The organism is Nocardia fusca NBRC 14340, from assembly GCF_001618425.1.
GTDB lineage: Bacteria > Actinomycetota > Actinomycetes > Mycobacteriales > Mycobacteriaceae > Nocardia > Nocardia fusca.
Genome location: NZ_BDCU01000017.1, coordinates 575,266 through 593,298 on the forward strand (window position 1 = coordinate 575,266; position 18,033 = coordinate 593,298).

Below are 18,033 nucleotides of genomic sequence, written 5' to 3' on the forward strand. Positions count from 1 at the left end.
TCTACCCATACCCTCGGCTCGCCGGGCTGGTCACGGCTCGGGTCACGGCCGTCCGACTACGCGGGCCCGGAGACGCTCGTGAACAGCTGGACACCAAGGCATACTCGGTGATCGAACAGGTCGTCGCGCTCGGTCGAGCCGAACGTAACGACTGGCACACCGCTCGAATCTCCCTAACCGCAACCGTACCCGATCGTGAAGTAGCGCGGGCGAATGACTGGACCGAAATTGCAGTTGTCGCGGTTCTGGCCGAGGGGGCGACCAGCACCCGCACGGTAACACGCCTGAGACCCGATGCATCCGGCAAGGAATGGACGGGCGAGCTCGAATTCGAACGCAATGACCACTTGGACCGCGCCTCGCTGTTCGTCCACGTTGTGGCGACCGTCAACGGCGTCGCAGGCCGGATCATCGGCTCCAGCGACCGGGAGTGGATCGTCGACTTGACCTCCGACAACCCGATCAGAGAACGTGAGATCGAAGTCAATACGGTGAGTTTCGCACGCAGCACCGGTTGGCTCGCGAGCCTGCGTGACACACCATGGGTTGTGGATACCTCGGGCAGTATGCCTGTCCTCCGCGTGAACTCGGATTTCGACGGTCTGGTCGCACTGATCGAAGGTCAGGGCTCGCAGACAGAGCAGATGGTAGGGAAGATACTGCTGGCCCAGGTATGCGCCGACGTCTGGACATCCGTCTTCCACACTGCTATCGGCGATCTGGAAATCGAAGACGATGGCACACCGCTGTTTCCACCCGACTGGCGAGGTGCGGTACTGCGCGAAATGCTCCCGGACATCTTCCCCAGCCGATCCCTCCAGGATGCACTACGCGAGGTGCACGCGCGGCGGGCCGGTCAGGGAAACTGGGCGGACCTCCAACCGCGCATTCAGTATGCCGCCGCACGTCGAGCCGAGGTTCCGACGACCCTCGCGGCTACTGTCCGTGGCATCGCACAACTCGATCAGGAGATTCACCAATGACGGCGTGCCCCGAATACCTTCCGGAACGGCTGGCACTGCTATCCGACGCGCAGGCTGCCGAATTCCTCTCAAAGGGACTGCTCGAGGGGCAGGAAGACGTCAAGTCCATCGCGCTCAACAAGGTCGCGGACAAACTTCCGGTCAGTGATCGGCGCATGGAATCACTTCGCGTCCGTGAGTTGATCCACGATGCGATGAACAGGTTTCGCAACGAACGTCCCACCATCGCGGATGCCTGGCTGGCACCACGCCTGCACGAAACCCTGCGGCTGACTCGACGGGAAGCGGCCGACAGGCGCTTCTGGACCTACATCGCGCTCGGGGTCGCGCCGGATTATGTTGTGTGGCGGCATATGCCCGAGACGAAGTCGAACGGCCGGCGCAGTAGCGTTGCCCGCGACAGGTTCCTCGGCCCCCACTTCAAGCAGACCTTCGCGCGGCTGTGGTGGGCGGCCGAACTGTTCCGCGACGGTCCCGACTATCAACCGGTCGTCGTGGCGTGCAGCAACCAGGACATGCTCAACTCCGCTCTTCGTCTCGATGTCATCGACCATCGTCCGACCGCGCTGGCGCTCGTCAAACTGATGACACGGGGAACCGTGCGTACCGGCCGTGAAGTCAATGCCCTGACCACGGCTGTCAATGCCGCAGCGGCAACGCTCATGTACGACGTCCTCGCTCCCGATGTAGATCGAGACGGCGACGCACTTCGCAACTGGATTGCAGATGCAGAAAGAGCGTTGCCCTCACCGAGGAACGACCTGCCCGAAGGGCCGGAGGAAGAACAAGCTCCGGCCGAGTCGGTCGAGAAACTTGTCGGCCACTTCGCTGAGCTGTTCAACGAAGCTCCGGTCAGGGGGCGGAATCCTGTTCCGAGTGAATAGCCTTGTGTGTCTTGGGAGGACACTGGCTTCGATCACCGCACCCGAGCCGCCGTAGTTCCTCGGAGGTGCTCTGGGACACCGCCGGCCAGGTATTCGCCGCTGCGAGCTGCTCTGGAGCGGGCGCGCAGCCATGCAATACCGCACTGAGTACGTGCATGCCCAACAAAGGCGGAACGGCATTACCGATCTGCTGCGCCTGGTCCTTTCCAGACCACGGGAAGTTATGGGGAAAGGTCTGCAGAACTCCGGATTCCGGGAGCGTGAAACGGCCCCAATGCCCAGCGTCGTAATCTTCTCGACTCTTATAGATTCTGTTTCGGGAGACTTTGCCAGTGACCGTAAAAGCTGGTTCAGAAGATTGGCGTTGACCTCTGTTCGTCGAAATCCCACCGGAACCGTAATTTGAAACAACGAAAAACTTCAGGTCCTCGCCTGTTTGCAACCGGGATATATCTACGGGCGAATCAGGCAGCTGGCTAGCAGATTCCAGGGCCTCTGCCATGGAAACCCAGTTTGCTGGGCTCCCAGGAACCGCAAAGTCGCTCAGCAATGGTTCGGCTTGCGAGGCGCGGCGCTTACGCCGAGTTACATCGAAGGCGCAGTGTGTCCGCTCGATCTTTCCAATGGGTCCGCGGTCCACGCGACGTGCTGCGAACACGGCCCGTGTCCGAGTTTGCGGTACCCCGAACTCCTCGGTCTTCAACTTCCAGGTCTCGGTTTCGTACTTGACGCCGGAGAGCCGTCCTTCACCACCGCGGAGCAACTCTGCATAGAGTTCCCAAAGCGGCATGACCTGCGGTACCTGCTCGAGGACGACCACCTCGTACGGATCGCGGCCGTCGGTTTCGAGGGCCTTGATGATCCACCGCAGCGGCTCCAGGACCAGCGCGGTACGAGGGTCATCGAGATCACGCAGCTCTTTGTCGATTTGCACCTCGTCTTCACCGTCGACGAGCCGCGACATGAACTTTTTCACGGTGTCCAGAGCCCGACGACCGGCTCCCTTCCCCGCGACGGAAAAGGACTGGCACGGTGGCCCCCCGGTGAGGATGTCGACCGACCTGGGGATCTCGTCGAAGCGGGTCTCGCGCATCGCGGTCACGTCCGCATGGATCGTCGGCAGCCCCGCCGCGTAGCGCGTCTCGCACGCATTCGAATCCAGCTCGATGCCGATGCTCTTATACCCCAGGAAGTGCGCCGCCACATCGAGCCCCCCCGGCCCCGCGAAAAGGTCCAGAACGCGAATGTCGCTCATGTGACTAAATCGTGCTCCCTGGTCGGTCATGGGCGTGAAGTCTAGCCGGCGACAACGCTTTTCGGTTCATCCAGGGCGGCCTGGATCGCAAGACCGAGTGCCTTACCCACCGGTGGCGGCGAAGCGTGCCCGACCTGCCTATACCGTGCCGTCTTCTTGCCGGCGAATTTCCATTCTGGCGGAAACCCTTGGAGAAGCGCAGCCTGGTCCACCGTGATTCTAACCATACCGCCGCGGCCTTGTTCTGGAGCCCAGATGAAGTCGGGGCCAGGCAGCATATCAGCAAGAACACTCCCATCAACTCCGATACCTGCCCACGCCCTCCTCGAACCCGTTGGACCGAGGTCCGCACCACCTCGCCTCTCGGAGCCACCCACGAGAGTCGGTGCGACGCGATTTGCCTGGGCCGCCCATTGCTCGGCTCGGGGCCACCCTCGGGAGGCCATGGATGGGCCCAGTGCGGCGCCGACCGACTGATGCTGCCGTACAGTTGGCGCCGGCGGACAGAACGCTTCGAAATACAGTTTCGCGAGGGCGACGAGTACACCCTGCTTGCGATCTTGCGGCACGCCGAAGTCGGCCGCATTCAGCACAAACCACATGAACCGATAACCTAGATGCTCGAGTTCCTCCCGAACGAATGTACGGATCTCTTCGTACTCCCGCGCCGTCGCAAGGTTCGGCACATTTTCGAGCAGTAGAGCCTTCGGCTGGATTTCATGCATCAGGGATACGGTCGCCTTCACCAGGGACAGTTCGTCGTCAGATATGGATCTAGCCCCGCCCGCGTTCGATTTCACCCGCGGCAAGCCCGCCGACAAGAGGTCCACGTCCCGCAGGGTCGACGATGGGACATACACTCGCAAATCGTCTTCGAGAACTTCCCATGTCGGCCGGTTCAAGCGAAGCGTGTCACACGCCACTCGCTTGTTATCCAGGAGAAGCACCGGCTCGAATCCCGCCTGCTCCAAACCCAACGCCAACCCTCCGGCGCCCGCACACACATCAACAAATCGTGGTCCGACCATCAGGCCCCGCCCTTCCTGACTAGTTCATCCCTTCTCTACATACTCTCATCTGCGATTCCCTTCATATCGTGGAGGCCGGATATCCACCGCCGGCACCAGCTGGCCGTCCGCGGCTCGCGGCAGCGGCATCGAGACCAGTGCCCTCCGCAGCCGGGCGATATCTACACGGCCACAGTCCAGGGCCGCACAGATGCTGCCGTACCCCCGACGATGCTCGCCGATCAGCGACAACTCCGGCAGTGACCGCACTGGCCCGTCCGCGCACAACACCGCATCGCACAGATCGAACACCGCATCCGCCCGCCAGGTCAGGCACCGATACAACTCCCGCCGAAACGCCGAAAGGTCCCCGACCGTACCAGCACAGCCGGTGTCGTGCACACTGTTCGACTGAAGCCTTTGGTTGCCGAAAGTTCTCTCTACCGCAGAACGACATGATCAACCAAGGGCTTCGCCGATGCTCACCCGGGGTAACAAAACACCAGCTCAGAGCTTAAAACTCAAGCTAGAAGTCACGCCGAGACGCAGATTCCGGCTCGGCGCGGTGGGTGAGGTGCCGCTCGATGCCCTCTCGGGAGGCCGGGGCGACCGTCGTGTCGTTTTCGTTGACCGCAATCAGGTACCGGCCCGCAGACGGCCGATCTTCCCGGATATCTACCCAGCTGAGATAACTCGGCGGCAGCCCACGTGACACGTGGGTCGCGATGGTGAAGTGACCTTCCGCCGCACGGGGCGCCCGCAGAAATGCCCGGATTCGTTCCTCGATCGGTGCCCGGCCGGCACTGTCCCGGAAATAGGTGGAGGGTGGTTCGTCACCTCGTATCCGCGGCGTATAGCCGACCATCCTTTCCGCTGGTCCAGCTGTATTGGGCGGCATCGCCGCCGCGACATGACGAGCCAGCATCGACCGGGTGGTGATGAGCACTTGGATGTCACCGCCGGCTTCCACGGTCGGGCCGGAGCGCTGGACTGCGACCACACCGGATTCGCCGACCGCCGCTGCCACCACTCGCAGGCGTTTCTCAGGGAATTGATGGGAGTAGCCGGTGCCGATGATTCGCAGTTCGGGATCGGCAAGAATACAGAGCGCCTCGGCCAGGTTCGGATCGCCGCCTCGCGGGTATCGGGCGCTGATTTCGCGGGTCAGCAGGCGGTATTCGTCGTCGGTAGTGGGTGATTCGACGATGCTGATCGGATCCGGATGGAGATCGCTGCCCGTTTCCGTCCACACCCAGGCGAATTCGTCCGGGGAGAGAACCCACCGTTGCTGTGAAGTGTCAGTCATCTGGGTGAATCGTTACCGGAGGCGTCGAGGTCCATGATCGGGCCGCGGCCTGTCACCGTGAAGATCTCCGGTTCGACCGGGCTCGTGGCGTCGGCCGCTGCGGTGTCCGACGCCGAACCGTTGTCTTCGGCTGGTGCTGTGGGTTCGGGTTTCGCCGAGTGCGCTTGCGGTTCCGGGTGTTCGGTGCGGGCCGTTGCGGACGGCGGCGGGATTCTGCTGAGCGCGGGTGCCGGTGGGTTGGGCTGCTGCTGCGGGGCGACGGCGGGTGTTTCCGAACCGTTGACGGACGGCGCGTTGTAGCTCGGCCAGGCACCAGGGGCGGCGGATCCGGTCGGGGCGGGAGTCACCGACATCCCAGCGACCCGCGTACTTTCCGGAGCCATACCCGGGCGCGCGAAATCGTCGACGAAGTTGTCGAACTCGTCGTCGACGAATGAGTTCGTCCTGGGTGGTCGGTCGCTCGGGTCCGACTCGAATGCCGGGTCTGCGCCGATCACACCCTCCGGGTGTGCGAGACCCTCGGTCCACTCGTCGTATACGCGGCGCAGGTAATCCGGAGCCGTGTGCTCGTTGTCGTCTTCTTGGCGGCGGTTCGCCGCGGCACCTGGCGCCATGGGCGTCATCGGGCTGCGGCCGGCGGGCGACGCGCCCCGAGCTCCGGTCGCCATAGCGCCGGGCTGGGCGGTCGACGTGCCAGGCGCGCCCGGCCCACCGGGACTGTTGACCGTGCGACCCGGCTGATCCGGACTGTCCACCGTCGGTGCCGGTGTACCGAGCCCCGGGCTGCCCGGCATGGTCGTGGTACTCGGCGTGACTCCCGCAGTGGTCGTCGCGGCCGGATCCTGCGGGGTTTCGCCGGTTTCGGGCAGTAGCCCTTCCAGCGCTCCCAGTTGGCTGGGATCGAGACCGGTCGGGGTATCGCCGGCGGGGGAGGTCGCTTCTCCGGGCGCTTCCGGCGAGGCGGGTCCACCAGGCGGAGTTGTGGAAGTCGTCACCGGGGACCCCGGCGCGCCCGGACTGTTCCCACCCGGTGCACCGGGCACATCACCGGCGATCTGCGGAACGGATACATAGGTGGGTACACCGGAACCGGCTGGTGGGTAAGTCGGTTTGTAGATGTTGTTGAGGGCGCGCACTGCTTCCTGCCGCGCCTGTTCCCGGGCCGCTCGATCCTGATCCGAGAACTCTGGATTGACCAGGCCTGGTAGCACGGACTGGCTGGGGTCGTCGGGGTCCGCGTACAGCACTGCCGTACCGGGTGGCGGTTGCACCGCTGCGCGGACCGCTTCGGCCGACCACGCCAGTGCGTCGAGACGGTCCGCCACGGAGGCGAAAACCTGCCCGATCTGATTGGCCGCCATCGCATACCGTTCCGACGCCACCTGCGCGGCATCGGAGGCGGCACCCGTCCACAGGCCTTCCGAGAAGATCCGGTTCAGTCCCAGCCGGTTGAACATCGTGAGATTGAGAAGGTCCGAGTAGTTCTCCCGCCACACCTGCTGCAGCGTCCGCAGACCGACCGCGTCCATCCCGCCCTGGCCGTGGACCGCCTCATACAGGGCCTGATGGGTCATGCCTTCGAAGTGCTCGATGCTGGTGACGAAATCCGGGTCGGTGCCGGCACCGAGATCGGCGAGCCCGGAATCCCAGGACGCGACCCTGTCCTGAGCCTCCGTGGTCTGCTGGATGGCAGCCTGTGACTGTTGGTTCGCCACATAGTCACCGACACCCGGCAGCAGAATCTCCGGCAGCCCCTGCTCGCTCACAAAGCCCCCTTCGTTCACGGGCGCACCAGCAAAGCCCCGCTGGCCGGAGATTAGCACAGCGAACGAGCTCATACCTCCCGCTGGCTCGCCTTCGCGAGGCTCGGATATCGTCTCAACGCATCTGTTCGTTGACGACCGTCCGAGCCGACGGGGCCGAGAGTTCGAGGGGGTAATCGGCGCATGCTCGAAGCTGATATCGACGAGCTGAGGAAGCTGGCCGACACGCTGGAAAGCATCGGCGGGGAGATCGACGCGATAGACGTGCGAACCACCGGCGACCAACTGGGCGCGGCGCTTCCAGGCTGCAAACTCGGAACGATCTGTGCGCAGGCAGGCGAGTTCACCGAAGGCGCATGGCTGCGAATAGCCCTCCGGATGCGGGCGTTGTCGGAGATCGTCAGGCAGTGCGCCGACGATATGAACACCACGGACCAGCAGTTCAAGGACAAGCTGAACACCATGGACTTCCGGATTCCTGGAGGCGGAGAGCATGCCAACCCGTAAGCAGGTCGAATCCTGGAACACCGCGAAGCTCTCGGAGTGGGCGGCCGAACTGGAAACCGACACCCAGCATTACGAGACAGAACTCGGCCGGATGCTCCCGCACTTCACCGGCACCAACTGGGCTGGGGCTGCACATGATGCAGCAGCTGACCGCTTCACCGAGGAACACGATCAAGGCCGCAAGCTCTCTCAGGAGATTCGCGACGTGGCGAGCGCGTTGCGAAACGCGGACCAGCGGCTGGCGAACGAACGTCGCCTATTGCTCGGCAAAGTAGGTGAGGCCGAGAACGATCCGACGTGTCCGGTCCGGCTGCAGGTGGCGGACAACTGGGCTGTATCAGGTACAGGTACCGGCCTGTCCCAACAGGATCAGCAGACTGTCACCGACAAGGTCCATATCCACCAGGACGCGATCAACGCCGCCTACTACAGCCTCGCCAACGCAATCAGCGAAGTGGGCCTAGGGATAACGACCGCGGCTCAAGAGGTCCGGGTGAGGGGCGACCTGGTCGGAGACGGGGTCTCGGTGACCTCGGTTTCACCCAATGATTCCGGTGAACTGGGTAAGGAAGACGGCGAAGCCCTCGCCGCGTGGGCCAACGGTTCCCTTCCGGACAAGGAGAACACCGAACTCCTCGAGGAAATCGCGGGCCGCCTGCCGCAAGGAGCGCTCACCGACGAACAACTGAGAATTCTGGCGGCGGGTGGCGAGGTCGACAATCTGCCGGCGGACGTTCAGGAGTACTACCGCGGCCTCTATCAGGCGGCCGGCAAGGAGGGCATCCTGGCGTTGAGCGAGCAACTCCGGACGGAGGAGGCCGCTGGGAACCCCGATGCCGCAGGTCAGCTCGACTCGTTGGCAAACGGGCTGATGGTGGTCAGCAACGAGGACATCGGCACGGGCCGCAACCCCGACGGGACGCTGACGAATCCGGGCAGCTACCAGCAGCTTCCCGAAGATGTGCGGCAGCTGCTCGAATCCCGGCGCACCGATCCCGATCCCCTTGAACCCGATGTGCCAGGCGGGCCGGCCGCGGGTTTGCAGAAGCAGTGGGAAGACACGAACGCCCTCGCAGCGTTACTGGGAGAGGCCAACCCGAATTACGAGCCCGGCACAGAACTCGGTACCCAGATGGTTCTGAAATCATCGGACATGGTGCAGGACCAGTACACCTGGCCTGGTCGTGATGATGCGGCCGCACAATTCCTCGGTATCGCGGGGCGGAACGACGACAGCAGCCACCAGATCTGGACCGGCGAAGGAATGCCCGAAGGATACAAGCCGGAGGAAACCGTCCGTAGCCTTCTCGGCCATGACTGGTCCGGCTCCGACAACGGGGTCGCGGCTTCCACCATGGTCAACCGGATCACCGAAGAGGCCGCTCTGCCTGCTGATGATCCACGAGGCGAGAGAGGTCGGGAGGCGCTCGCGAGCCTCGGGGCGATGCTCGCCCCCACCGACGACAACGCGGTATGGGAAAAGAGCAAGGAAGGCATCGCCAACAGTCCGGAGTTGTCTGCTGCCATCAGCCGCGCCGTATCGACGAACCTGGAATCGGTGAGTATCCCGGGTATGCCGGCCGGATTCACTCAGAGTGTCGTTTATCCCGACGGCCGTGTCCAGTGGAATGGGGAGGAGGCAAATCGACTGATGCAACTCGCCGGATACGATGAGGAGGGGCGTGTGACCCTGACGGCCGCGATTGAGCAGTACCGCCTGGACGAACTGGCCCGAGCTATGCAGGAGAATCCCGGAAATGTGGCCGGCGAGCTTGCCGCAAGTGATGTCGGCGCCTTGACCGGCCGTGCCGATAATGCCATCTGGGATGCCCTGATTCACAAAGACAAGATGGAAGGCGAAGAGGTCCTGAATCCGACGGATGCTATGTATCGAGCGAAAACTCTCGGAGCTCAAGTAGTCGGTGGAATTGCGGACCAAGCTGTTGGAATTGTGAAACCGGTGGAAACCGCAGTGGGATTGACAGGGATCGAGGCCGGTAGCACGGTAGAGAGCGCCGTTAAAAAGGTGCTCGATGCTGATCCTGAGTATGAATTCAAACAGCGCCCGAGCGAGCAGGCAATGTCGGCTCAGGCTGTCGATAACGCAAATCAAGCAATTCTGAACGCCGCATACTCGGCCGGAGTCCTTCCACCCCAGCTGCAGACCGAGGCAGGCCCTCTCGGAATGCCGGATATTCGCGCAAACGCAGGCGCTTGGGAAAATTTTCAGGATTTCGTGGTTGCGCAAGGACTGAGTCAGTATATTCAGGACTACAGTCAGTCATATCAGATCACCCTAGGTCGGCAAGGCGGCTCATGATATGAGTACTTCATTCGCGAAAGCGAACCGCCGATCCGGTTCCAACTCCGACGCACTTCGAATACTGTTGGTTTGTGGAACGGTATCTTGCTTTCTAGCTTCGTCGTGCGCTGATCCGGGCGCAGATTATATGCAATCCGACTCTCAGGCGAGAACATACCCTCCTGTTGAATACCGCTGGGACATACCCGCACCTCTGGAAGGCGAACTGAACGAAGTCGCGAAGTTCGCCATGGAGACCGTGGTACTAGAGAAAGGGATGAGAGATAAGCCTGAATTAGCGGAGCAATACAAATCTCGCGTGGACTACGGGCGGTTCACAGCCACCGAAAAGGAACTCGAAGAAACGCGCAACCTTTGGGAAGCCGGGGGCGTCATGCTGCGCGCTGTTGCAGTGAACCCGATCACCCCACCCAGCCAGCAGTTCCTGCAGGAATGGGAGGTGTTGATCTGCTCGTATAACACGCCCGGCCTGTATCTCTACTCCGACGAGGACAGGGAGAATCTGGTTCCAGACCCCTCTCCGTCATACTGGTATCGACCGAGGGTGGTGCGCTCTCCGACATCAGGCGGCGAACCACGCATTGCCGGTACCCATAACTTTCTTTTAACAAATGTCGGGCACACGTATTATACCGGTGGCGTGAATGGCCCCAATACATTCGACGGCGAGCGACCTCCGTGTGAAGATTTCGCGCCTTCGAGGTTGATTCAGGAGCCACCTGCTCCTTTGCCGCCAGGCGGTTAACGGCAACTTCAATTGATCCGGCCTAGAAAGAAGCCCGGCTGGCGTTCGAGGGACTCCGAGCCCTCAGAATTTCTCGGCCGAGCCGGATTGAGATGCAGTGCGGCGAGCAATGGGGATCAAATTCGAGGCCCCGGGGTTACTGACGCTGCGTTCGGAGGCCAATGTTTCGTTGCAATGGACCTGTCAGATCAATCGGGCATGGCTGCAGAGACCATCTCAGCGATCTCAGGCATTCGATCGCAGGGCTTCTCCACGGTAAATACGCTTGCCACACTCTTGGATACATCCAAGGCACCATAGGATGTCTCTAATATTATATGGCAGGACTCGGTGGGCCGATCCGTGTAAGTTATCGCCTCGATGCCATTTATCTCTATAGGAGTGGCCCTGGATCCTTCACGGTCACGGAACTCATCCAGTGTTACATTGGTGGTGTTTACGTGGAGATACCGGCTGGTCACGAATAGACCAAATTGGTCCTTCTCTTTGTGTTCAAACTTGCACCCCACGAAAGAGTAGGTGTCGAAGATGGCGTCAATTCTGTCTCTTGTGGCGGGGTCGAATCCTGCAGCGGCAACTACATCATCCCCGAGTTCACGACATGGATCACGGTTCACCGCGGCACGGCCCATGTTGACTTGACTTGAGGTCGGCGGGGCGGGTACCGCGATGCTAGGAGCGGTACTAGTCGACTGCATACCGGTGGTCTGGGTGCTTGTATTCTCCGGTGCCGCGCACGCACTGAGCAGCGCAACAGCAATCAGCACCCAGCAGAGAAGGATCCTTGCTTTCACGACGGGTCCCCCAATGCGGCGGAATCTGCGACGAATCTGGTCCGAGATGCGTTGCACTGGTCTGCTTCCGCGATCATGTTTCCGGCACGGAAGTAGGCTTCTTGGAGTCGCATAGCTCCTTCTACAAGTTGATTCAGTACATCGACTCCGTCTGAGGCTTTTCGGCCGAAGCCCTTCTGCAGATCCTGTGCTGACTTGAAACCTCCGAAGCCGTTCGGATTGATGGCCTCAAGGAGCCGGTCTCGTATTTCGATCAGCCCGATGATCATCTTCTGGTATTCGGATGCGGCTTGACGTGCGACATCAGGGTCGTATCTGATCTCGCCCGCTGCGGCCCCGTTGATGAAGGCAGCAATCTGCGCCTGGCCGTAGTCGATTGCGGTTTGGTTCATCGATGGGACCCCCTCAACGGCTTCGGTTGCTCAGGCTAACAGAAGGGAAGGGTGGGCGTGGTTAACCAGTGCTGGGCGCGGAGTTCTCAGCGGTCCAGGTAGAGGCGTTCGCAAGGAAGGCGTGGGAGGTTGGCCGGTTCCGCGCGGAGGACGGCAGCCGTGTGGGCGCCGTGGTGCGCGGTCCACTCCTGGAGAAAGCGTTCGGCGGCAGTGGGATGGACTCGGTAGTCGAGTCGGAGGCCGTGGAGGAAGACTGTGAGGTGGACATCGGCCTCGAACCGTTGGGTTGAGTAGGCGCTCATGGTCGCGCCTGTGTGAGACCTGTGTGTAGCCGTTGGAGCATCGCGAGGGATGGGCACGTACCAAAGGTGGTCCGCCCGGCCGGCGGGTAAGCGAGGCCGCGGGAGACGACGCGCTCGCGGTGGCTGCGGCTGGCAGGGACGAGTTTGCCGGTTTCGACCAGGAGGGCGAAAGCGGCGGCTTTACGAGGGCAGTCCAAGGGATTGCAGGTCAGGTGGGTCTGCATGATGCGGTGCGCGTCGACGATGCGCAGCCGGGTGTCGGGTTCGCTGTGCCAGAGCTCGGGCAACCAGATGGGTTCGTGGGGAGCGTCATGTGGGTTCGTGCCGACTTTCATCCAGAGCTGTCCCGGGCACACCGTCATGAGGTCGCAGGTGTCGCAGACTCGGCCGGGGTGGTTTTCCAGATGCGCCAGGTCGGGGATGATCAGCGTTGTTGTTTCGGTGGCACGGACGATGTCGAGGACGTGACCGATAGCGTCGGGAACGGAGTCGGGGCCGAGTCGGACTATGTAGACCAGCGTGTGATGCTGCTGTCGGGCGAGTTGACGGATAGCTTCCGTGTCGTGGGTCTCATAGGGAGAGAGGTCGGTTCGGAGATAGCCGATCGCGCGGGGGCGATGCGGGTGCTGTTTTTCGTTCACCGGACGTAACGTCATCTGTTCTATCCCTTTTCGGAGATGGTGATTTTCCCGGTGACCGCGCATGACAATTCCTGCCGGCACGGCAAGGCGATTCCGGCAGCTTTCCTGAATATTCGCAATGAAAGTATCTGTGCCCGGGATTTATCCGAGTTCCCGGTCATCGGGTGGATACAGTAGACACCGAAAGCTGTTCGCTGGAAAGACTATTCGGGGCCATCCGAGCAGGTCGCCGGGCGTCCAGTATGGGTAGGTCCAGAAAACATAGGTCCGTACTGGACCACGACGAGATAGCGAGGGTGGGCATGGCTATTGGTTCGACTCTTCCACGGCGCGCTTTGGGTCGGCGGCTTCGGGAACTGCGGTTCCAATCCAAGAAGAGTCAACTGGCCGCGGGATTGGCGATCGAAGTGTCCAAGCAAGGGATCGGGAGGTTGGAAGAGGGGCAACCGGTTCGGATCAGTACCGCGCAGTTCCGGGATCTACTGGCGTTCTATGGGGCCGACGACGAAGTATCGGATGAGGTACTGGGCCTTGTCCAAGAGGTGAAGGTGGCGAAGGGCGATCCGTCGCGCGGGTGGTGGCGCACCTACGCCGATGTGGTGAACCCACACTTCGACCATTTCATGAGTCTCGAGCAGGCGTGCTCCCGGATGACCGCATTCCAGCTGACGCTCCTGCCCGGCTTGGTGCAGACGGCGGAGTATCGCCAGTGGCTGATCCGGACGGCCGACCCCGAGATGCCAGCACTGGACGTCGACCGGCGACTGGAGCTGATGGAGAGGCGGCAACGCAGACTTGCTGCGGATCAGCAATTCACAATCGATGTGCTGCTGTCGGAAGCAGCATTGCGACACCAGGTGGGGGGACGCCATGTGATGGCCGGTCAGGCTCAGCACCTCGTCGATCTGGGAAGAATGCCGAATGTTTCCATCCGAGTGATTCCCTTCGGCGTCGGCGGGCACTCTGGATTGATCGTCCAGTCGTTTACACTCTTCGAGTTCCCCTCCCTGCGTACAGCTCGCGCCCCGGAACCGCCAGTGGTGTTCGTGGAGGGCTTTACCGGAGCACTGTTCCTGGAGGAAGACAGCGCGATCGAACGCCACAGGCAAGCTTTGGCCGATCTTCACGAGGTAGCGTTGAGTGCCGACGACAGTAGGCGCCTGATGCAGGAAATCGCAGAGGAGTTTGTCGCGTGACCAGGGATCTAACCGGCGTGAGCTGGTTAAAGAGCAGCTACAGCCAGCCGAGCGGTGATTGCGTGGAGGTCGCGCACACGACCGATGCGGTCGGTGTCCGGGATTCGAAGGACCCCGCTGGACCCACCCTCGTCTTCGCCCCAGCCGAGTGGGATGCGTTCATCCAAAAGATCTCGTCCAACAGCTGAATGCCGCGACTACCGAGCGAGTTAATCCGCCGCGGTGATTCGCAGCGGGGACATCCCGCATGGCCGAACACCGGGAAAGACCGCAGTTCAGCTAGCCCGACACGATCGTCAAATGATCGACACGCCCACGGATACGAACACGACCGCCGACGGCGCGCCTCGTTCACCGGTGCGGACAACGCCTGTCGCTACCGCACTGGTCGGTGCGGTAGCGACAGGCGGCCGTCGGAATTGCGAAGAACTATGTGTCGATGACCTGCGTCCCGCCCGCCGCGTTGTCGTGCCAACCCTGCTTCGTCGGACTAGAGCTGATGGTGAACGCGATGGCGATGGCCGCGGCGAACCACAGCAACCCACCCACCCACGGGATCAGGTTGAGCAGCATGTAGGCGTTGCGGACCGCGGAGTCCTTGAGGCTGGGTTTCGGTGCCCTGCCCGACCCGTTGACGTGCAGGCTGAGGAGTTTCTTGCCCGGTGTCGAACCGGAGGACACTTCGAAGAGAACGAAGTAGAGCCAGCCGAAGGCGGCGCCGGGGAGGACCGAGACCCAGTCGGGGAGGTCCCAGACCGTGCCGAGGAGCCAGAAGAAGATGGCGCCGATGATGCCGGCGATGATCCAGTCGACGAACCTGGCTACCGCGCGTTTGCCCAGGCCGGCAGGTCTGAGGCTGCTGGCGGGACTTGCTGTCGGGCTGTATGCGGGGTCGAATCCACCTGCGGTCATCACGCCTCCTAGCGATCGCTGTGTGGCTTCGGGTGCCTGTCACGTGCTTACGGCATGTCGATCTCCGAGGATTCCACGGCGGAGGCGGCAGCGGCGGTGTCGACACTGTTTCGTGTCCATCTTGAAGCACGCACTCAATGCGGCTGATGACAGAAAGTGACCGAATCGTCCACAGCACGCGCACGAGCGAGTGGCCCCCGGACGGGCACTGACCAGGCCGCGCGCCGTCCGCCCGGCCACTGAGTGCTCCCGGCTCCCGTATCGCTCGGACAGCTCAATCGATCAGGTCCCGTAGTGCCGCGATAATCGTGTCGGGTTGTTCTTCCGGCAGGAAATGGCCGCATTTCACGGTTGCGGTGCACAGGTCGGTGGCCCATTCGGCCCAGATCGCGGCCGGATCGAACGGCAAGACCATCTCGCCCGGGTCCTGCCAGAGGGCGGTGACCGGCATATCGAGCCGGCGGCGCTGTGCACGATCGGCCTCGTCATCGGCATTGTCGACAGCGGCACTCGCCCGGTAGTCGGCGCACACCGCGGCGATGGCGTCGGGTTCGCGGGCGGCGGCGAGGTACTCGGCGCGGATATCGGCCGGGATGGCCTCGGAGATGTGGAGCCAGCTGTCGAGGAAATGTCCGAAGAACAGGTCGGGGTCGGCTCGGATCATGCGCTCGGCGAGATCTGTCGGTTGCGCCAGCAGGTAGAGGTGGAACGCGAAGACACCGGCAGTCCCCCGCAGCGTGGCCCACATGTTCACGGCCGGGAGCACGTCCAGGATGGCGAGGTGGCTGATCGTGCCTGGATGGTCGAGACCTGCCCGGAATGCGACCAGCCCGCCGCGGTCGTGTCCGGCCAGGGCGAAGCGGCTGTGCCCGAGGGATCGCATGAGTTCGACGACATCCGCGGCCATGGTGCGTTTGGCGTAGGTTCGGCCTCCGTGCTCGCCGGCCGGTTTGTCACTGTCGCCGTAACCGCGCAGATCCGGGCAGACCACCTGATGGTCGTGGGCGAGGTCGGCGGCGACGTGGCGCCAGGCGAGGTGTGTTTGCGGGAAACCGTGCAACAGCACGATCGGCGGGCCGGAACCGGCGATGGCCACGTTCAGCCGCACGTCGCCGACAGGAATGCGTTCGTAGTCGAAGCCCGGAATTCGAATACCCATGCCCGGACGATAAAGATCACTACCGACAAAGGGCTTCCCGCCGATCGTTCAGCGTGACCCTTCACTCGGATGCTCCTCGGCCGCCGTATCGCACACGTCGGCTATATCGCGGACCAGCCGGGCGAAGCGCTGCGGTTCGGCCAGCGGTAGGTAGTGCCCCGCCCTGGGCACCATGAGCAGCTTTGCCCGGGGCGAGGCCGCGACGAAACGCTGTTCGTGACCGCGGAAATGGTCGCGGCTTCCGTTGAGCAGCCAGACCGGGCCCGGGTATCGACGGAGTTCGGTGAGCGGATCGAATGCTACTGCGGCCCTGGCGATATCGGGGATCACCTCGGTGGCGATACCGCCCGCCGCGACGGCGGCGGCGACCTGCGTGGGAAGGGTGGCGTCGAAGAGCCGGCGGCTGAGCCGCTCACCACCATCGCGCTGGGTCGACAGGAGTAGATGAGCGAGCCGGAAGGGAATCGCCAGGGCACTGTTCGGGATACGGGTCGATCCGGCGACCACCAGACCGGCCACCCATTCGCCGAGTTCGGCGGCCGCCGCGATGGCGACGTACCCGCCCAGTGAATGGCCGACGACCAGGGCGCGACCACCGGCGCTATCGATTGCCGCGCGGACGGTGTCGATCGCCGCGGGCATGGTGAAGCGTTCGCCGCGCCGTGCACCGTGCCCGGGGAGGTCGGGGGTGATCACCGCGCGTTCGGAGCCGAGTTCGCTCGCGACGGATACCCAGCATCGGCCGCTCAGCCGGATGCCGTGGACGAGAACCACGGGAAGAGCCATGACGCCTCCATATACAACGCAACGTTGCGTTGCACTGTAACGACCCATGGGATACAACGCAACGTTGCGTTGTATTGTCGGCACATGGACGAGTCAGCCGATACGGGCACGACCGCCCGGCCACGGCGGGCGGAGGCGATCTTCGCGGCCACCCTCGAACTCCTCGCCACCGCGGGCTACGAGGGTCTGACCATGGAGGCGGTCGCGCTGCGCGCCGGCGTCAACAAGACGACCCTCTACCGCTGGTGGAAATCCAAGGACGAGGTCCTCGCCGCCGCGCTGACCGAATCGGACCTGCTCACTTTCCCGGTGCCCGACACCGGCAGCCTCCGCGGCGATCTCATCGAAACGGCCCGGAGCATCCACGGCCTGCTCACCGATGCCGCGACCGCCCCCATCGCGGCCGCCGTCCTGGCGGCCTCCCCCGGCCGGCCGTCACTGGCGGCGGTCGGGCGGATGTTCTTCGCCGACCGCGCCGCACGCGAACACCCCCTCTTCCGCCGGGCGGTCGAACGTGGCGAACTCGATGACCGGACCGATCCCCGCCTGGTCATGGACATGCTCGCCGGGGCGATCTGGTTTCGCGTCTTCCTACGGGCCGAACAGGTCGAGGCGGCCGATATCGACAAGGCAGTCGATATCGTCCTCAACGGCATCGCCGCATGACAGCCCGGAACGATCTCGCCATCGGTCGCGGTATCTCGAAGGCTTGGAATGCGCTCTTCTGACCGGATCGGATATACCAGCCCCTGGGCCGTACCGGCCGGGTTCGTGCGAAAGCGCCCGGCACCGGCCGGAAGCATTGTCCTCGAGTGTCCGCGGTTGGCCGTGGACGGATATCGGCTGTACCGCTTTCTCACCTATTACGCCGATAACCCTTCGGCGCGAGTGGAACTCGGTACCCCCGCGGCGACGGAACGATGGGCTACAGTCCGCTGATCTCGAGCGCGGAGACCACCACCACTCGCCACCTCGTGATTCACCTGTTCTTCCCGGCACCATGCCGGAGTCACCAGCCGCGTCGAAGCCCGCGTGGTGTAGATATCGGGCAGGGGCGCAGCCGATCGGCTCCAGGGGA

At 62.9% G+C, this 18,033-nt stretch carries 20 protein-coding genes; 8 read left to right on the forward strand and 12 right to left on the reverse strand.

All coding sequences use genetic code 11. The features are described 5' to 3' along the window. Positions 1–107 precede the first annotated feature (107 nt). Both NF4_RS09045 and NF4_RS09050 read left to right on the forward strand, forming a co-directional pair. Complete coding sequence (locus NF4_RS09045) at positions 108–983, forward strand: hypothetical protein (RefSeq protein ID WP_198165259.1); 876 nt, start codon at positions 108–110, stop codon at positions 981–983. Continuing rightward, positions 980–1,867, forward strand: coding sequence for a DUF6339 family protein (locus NF4_RS09050; RefSeq protein ID WP_063126745.1), 888 nt, complete (start codon positions 980–982; stop codon positions 1,865–1,867). Before NF4_RS09045 ends, NF4_RS09050 begins: the two co-directional genes overlap by 4 nt. On the opposite strand, the gene NF4_RS09055 is transcribed toward NF4_RS09050, so the two are convergent. From NF4_RS09055 to NF4_RS09070, 5 genes are all read right to left on the reverse strand, one after another. Continuing rightward, positions 1,836–3,152, reverse strand: coding sequence for a DNA cytosine methyltransferase (locus NF4_RS09055; protein WP_063126746.1), 1,317 nt, complete (start codon positions 3,150–3,152; stop codon positions 1,836–1,838). The two genes, NF4_RS09050 and NF4_RS09055, sit on opposite strands and share 32 nt — an antisense overlap. Before the next feature lie 11 nt (positions 3,153–3,163). After that, complete coding sequence (locus NF4_RS36350) at positions 3,164–4,150, reverse strand: DNA cytosine methyltransferase (RefSeq protein ID WP_084532967.1); 987 nt, start codon at positions 4,148–4,150, stop codon at positions 3,164–3,166. Between the two features lie 45 nt (positions 4,151–4,195). Then, positions 4,196–4,531 carry a transposase gene (locus tag NF4_RS39980; RefSeq protein WP_063126747.1) on the reverse strand — a complete coding sequence of 112 codons (336 nt, stop codon included), beginning with the start codon at positions 4,529–4,531 and terminating at the stop codon, positions 4,196–4,198. A gap of 124 nt (positions 4,532–4,655) precedes the next feature. Then, entirely contained in the window at positions 4,656–5,435 is a 780-nt protein-coding gene (locus NF4_RS09065) for an ESX secretion-associated protein EspG (RefSeq protein ID WP_063126748.1), read from the reverse strand. Continuing rightward, complete coding sequence (locus NF4_RS09070) at positions 5,432–7,201, reverse strand: hypothetical protein (RefSeq protein WP_063126749.1); 1,770 nt, start codon at positions 7,199–7,201, stop codon at positions 5,432–5,434. Before NF4_RS09070 ends, NF4_RS09065 begins: the two co-directional genes overlap by 4 nt. 180 nt (positions 7,202–7,381) lie before the next feature. Between NF4_RS09070 and NF4_RS09075 the strand changes: the two genes are divergently transcribed. The 3 genes from NF4_RS09075 to NF4_RS37590 are packed head-to-tail and all read left to right on the forward strand — an operon-like array spanning position 7,382 to position 10,773. Beyond that, the gene (locus tag NF4_RS09075; RefSeq protein WP_063126750.1) at positions 7,382–7,705 is read left to right on the forward strand and encodes a hypothetical protein; all 324 of its coding nucleotides are present in this window, start codon (positions 7,382–7,384) and stop codon (positions 7,703–7,705) included. After that, a complete protein-coding gene (locus tag NF4_RS09080; RefSeq protein WP_063126751.1) occupies positions 7,692–10,025 on the forward strand; it encodes a TPR repeat domain-containing protein in 2,334 nt (777 codons plus the stop codon). Before NF4_RS09075 ends, NF4_RS09080 begins: the two co-directional genes overlap by 14 nt. Position 10,026: 1 nt before the next feature. Continuing rightward, entirely contained in the window at positions 10,027–10,773 is a 747-nt protein-coding gene (locus tag NF4_RS37590) for a hypothetical protein (protein WP_157120079.1), read from the forward strand. Positions 10,774–10,961: 188 nt separating this feature from the next. Here the strand turns inward: NF4_RS37590 and NF4_RS36355 are convergent, their stop codons facing one another. The 4 genes from NF4_RS36355 to NF4_RS37605 form a co-directional block, all read right to left on the reverse strand. Continuing rightward, positions 10,962–11,624: a DUF3558 domain-containing protein gene (locus NF4_RS36355; RefSeq protein ID WP_084532968.1), complete on the reverse strand. Its 663-nt coding sequence runs from the start codon at positions 11,622–11,624 to the stop codon at positions 10,962–10,964. Next, positions 11,564–11,959, reverse strand: a complete 396-nt coding sequence (locus NF4_RS37595) for a hypothetical protein (protein ID WP_063126752.1) — start codon at positions 11,957–11,959, stop codon at positions 11,564–11,566. Before NF4_RS37595 ends, NF4_RS36355 begins: the two co-directional genes overlap by 61 nt. 86 nt (positions 11,960–12,045) lie before the next feature. Further along, positions 12,046–12,261 carry a hypothetical protein gene (locus tag NF4_RS37600; protein WP_157120081.1) on the reverse strand — a complete coding sequence of 72 codons (216 nt, stop codon included), beginning with the start codon at positions 12,259–12,261 and terminating at the stop codon, positions 12,046–12,048. Further along, complete coding sequence (locus NF4_RS37605) at positions 12,258–12,917, reverse strand: hypothetical protein (protein ID WP_157120083.1); 660 nt, start codon at positions 12,915–12,917, stop codon at positions 12,258–12,260. Before NF4_RS37605 ends, NF4_RS37600 begins: the two co-directional genes overlap by 4 nt. 287 nt (positions 12,918–13,204) lie before the next feature. Between NF4_RS37605 and NF4_RS09100 the strand changes: the two genes are divergently transcribed. Both NF4_RS09100 and NF4_RS09105 read left to right on the forward strand, forming a co-directional pair. Next, positions 13,205–14,098 (forward strand): helix-turn-helix domain-containing protein, encoded by an 894-nt coding sequence (locus NF4_RS09100; RefSeq protein WP_084532969.1) that lies wholly within the window; start codon positions 13,205–13,207, stop codon positions 14,096–14,098. After that, positions 14,095–14,286: a DUF397 domain-containing protein gene (locus NF4_RS09105; RefSeq protein ID WP_063126756.1), complete on the forward strand. Its 192-nt coding sequence runs from the start codon at positions 14,095–14,097 to the stop codon at positions 14,284–14,286. The genes NF4_RS09100 and NF4_RS09105 overlap by 4 nt, the downstream gene beginning before the upstream one ends. A gap of 241 nt (positions 14,287–14,527) precedes the next feature. Here NF4_RS09105 and NF4_RS09110 read toward each other — a convergent pair whose 3' ends face one another. From NF4_RS09110 to NF4_RS09120, 3 genes are all read right to left on the reverse strand, one after another. Beyond that, complete coding sequence (locus NF4_RS09110) at positions 14,528–15,010, reverse strand: RDD family protein (RefSeq protein WP_063126757.1); 483 nt, start codon at positions 15,008–15,010, stop codon at positions 14,528–14,530. Positions 15,011–15,284: 274 nt separating this feature from the next. Continuing rightward, entirely contained in the window at positions 15,285–16,169 is an 885-nt protein-coding gene (locus NF4_RS09115; RefSeq protein ID WP_063126758.1) for an alpha/beta fold hydrolase, read from the reverse strand. 48 nt (positions 16,170–16,217) lie between these two features. Beyond that, entirely contained in the window at positions 16,218–16,955 is a 738-nt protein-coding gene (locus NF4_RS09120; RefSeq protein ID WP_063126759.1) for an alpha/beta fold hydrolase, read from the reverse strand. Positions 16,956–17,039: 84 nt separating this feature from the next. On the opposite strand from NF4_RS09120, the gene NF4_RS09125 reads away from it, so the two are divergent. Then, a complete protein-coding gene (locus NF4_RS09125) occupies positions 17,040–17,621 on the forward strand; it encodes a TetR/AcrR family transcriptional regulator (RefSeq protein ID WP_063126760.1) in 582 nt (193 codons plus the stop codon). Positions 17,622–18,033 lie beyond the last annotated feature (412 nt).

Excerpts from the sequence above, each read along its gene's own strand:
- NF4_RS36350 (WP_084532967.1), bottom strand. The coding sequence starts at position 4,150 with ATGGTCGGACCACGATTTGTTGATGTGTGTGCGGGCGCCGGAGGGTTG.
- NF4_RS37595 (WP_063126752.1), bottom strand. The coding sequence starts at position 11,959 with ATGAACCAAACCGCAATCGACTACGGCCAGGCGCAGATTGCTGCCTTC.
- NF4_RS37605 (WP_157120083.1), bottom strand. The coding sequence starts at position 12,917 with ATGACGTTACGTCCGGTGAACGAAAAACAGCACCCGCATCGCCCCCGC.
- NF4_RS09075 (WP_063126750.1), top strand. The coding sequence starts at position 7,382 with ATGCTCGAAGCTGATATCGACGAGCTGAGGAAGCTGGCCGACACGCTG.
- NF4_RS37600 (WP_157120081.1), bottom strand. The coding sequence starts at position 12,261 with ATGAGCGCCTACTCAACCCAACGGTTCGAGGCCGATGTCCACCTCACA.
- NF4_RS09110 (WP_063126757.1), bottom strand. The coding sequence starts at position 15,010 with ATGACCGCAGGTGGATTCGACCCCGCATACAGCCCGACAGCAAGTCCC.
- NF4_RS09050 (WP_063126745.1), top strand. The coding sequence starts at position 980 with ATGACGGCGTGCCCCGAATACCTTCCGGAACGGCTGGCACTGCTATCC.
- NF4_RS09080 (WP_063126751.1), top strand. The coding sequence starts at position 7,692 with ATGCCAACCCGTAAGCAGGTCGAATCCTGGAACACCGCGAAGCTCTCG.
- NF4_RS09065 (WP_063126748.1), bottom strand. The coding sequence starts at position 5,435 with ATGACTGACACTTCACAGCAACGGTGGGTTCTCTCCCCGGACGAATTC.
- NF4_RS09120 (WP_063126759.1), bottom strand. The coding sequence starts at position 16,955 with ATGGCTCTTCCCGTGGTTCTCGTCCACGGCATCCGGCTGAGCGGCCGA.
- NF4_RS09100 (WP_084532969.1), top strand. The coding sequence starts at position 13,205 with ATGGCTATTGGTTCGACTCTTCCACGGCGCGCTTTGGGTCGGCGGCTT.
- NF4_RS09115 (WP_063126758.1), bottom strand. The coding sequence starts at position 16,169 with ATGGGTATTCGAATTCCGGGCTTCGACTACGAACGCATTCCTGTCGGC.
- NF4_RS37590 (WP_157120079.1), top strand. The coding sequence starts at position 10,027 with ATGAGTACTTCATTCGCGAAAGCGAACCGCCGATCCGGTTCCAACTCC.
- NF4_RS09125 (WP_063126760.1), top strand. The coding sequence starts at position 17,040 with ATGGACGAGTCAGCCGATACGGGCACGACCGCCCGGCCACGGCGGGCG.
- NF4_RS09055 (WP_063126746.1), bottom strand. The coding sequence starts at position 3,152 with ATGACCGACCAGGGAGCACGATTTAGTCACATGAGCGACATTCGCGTT.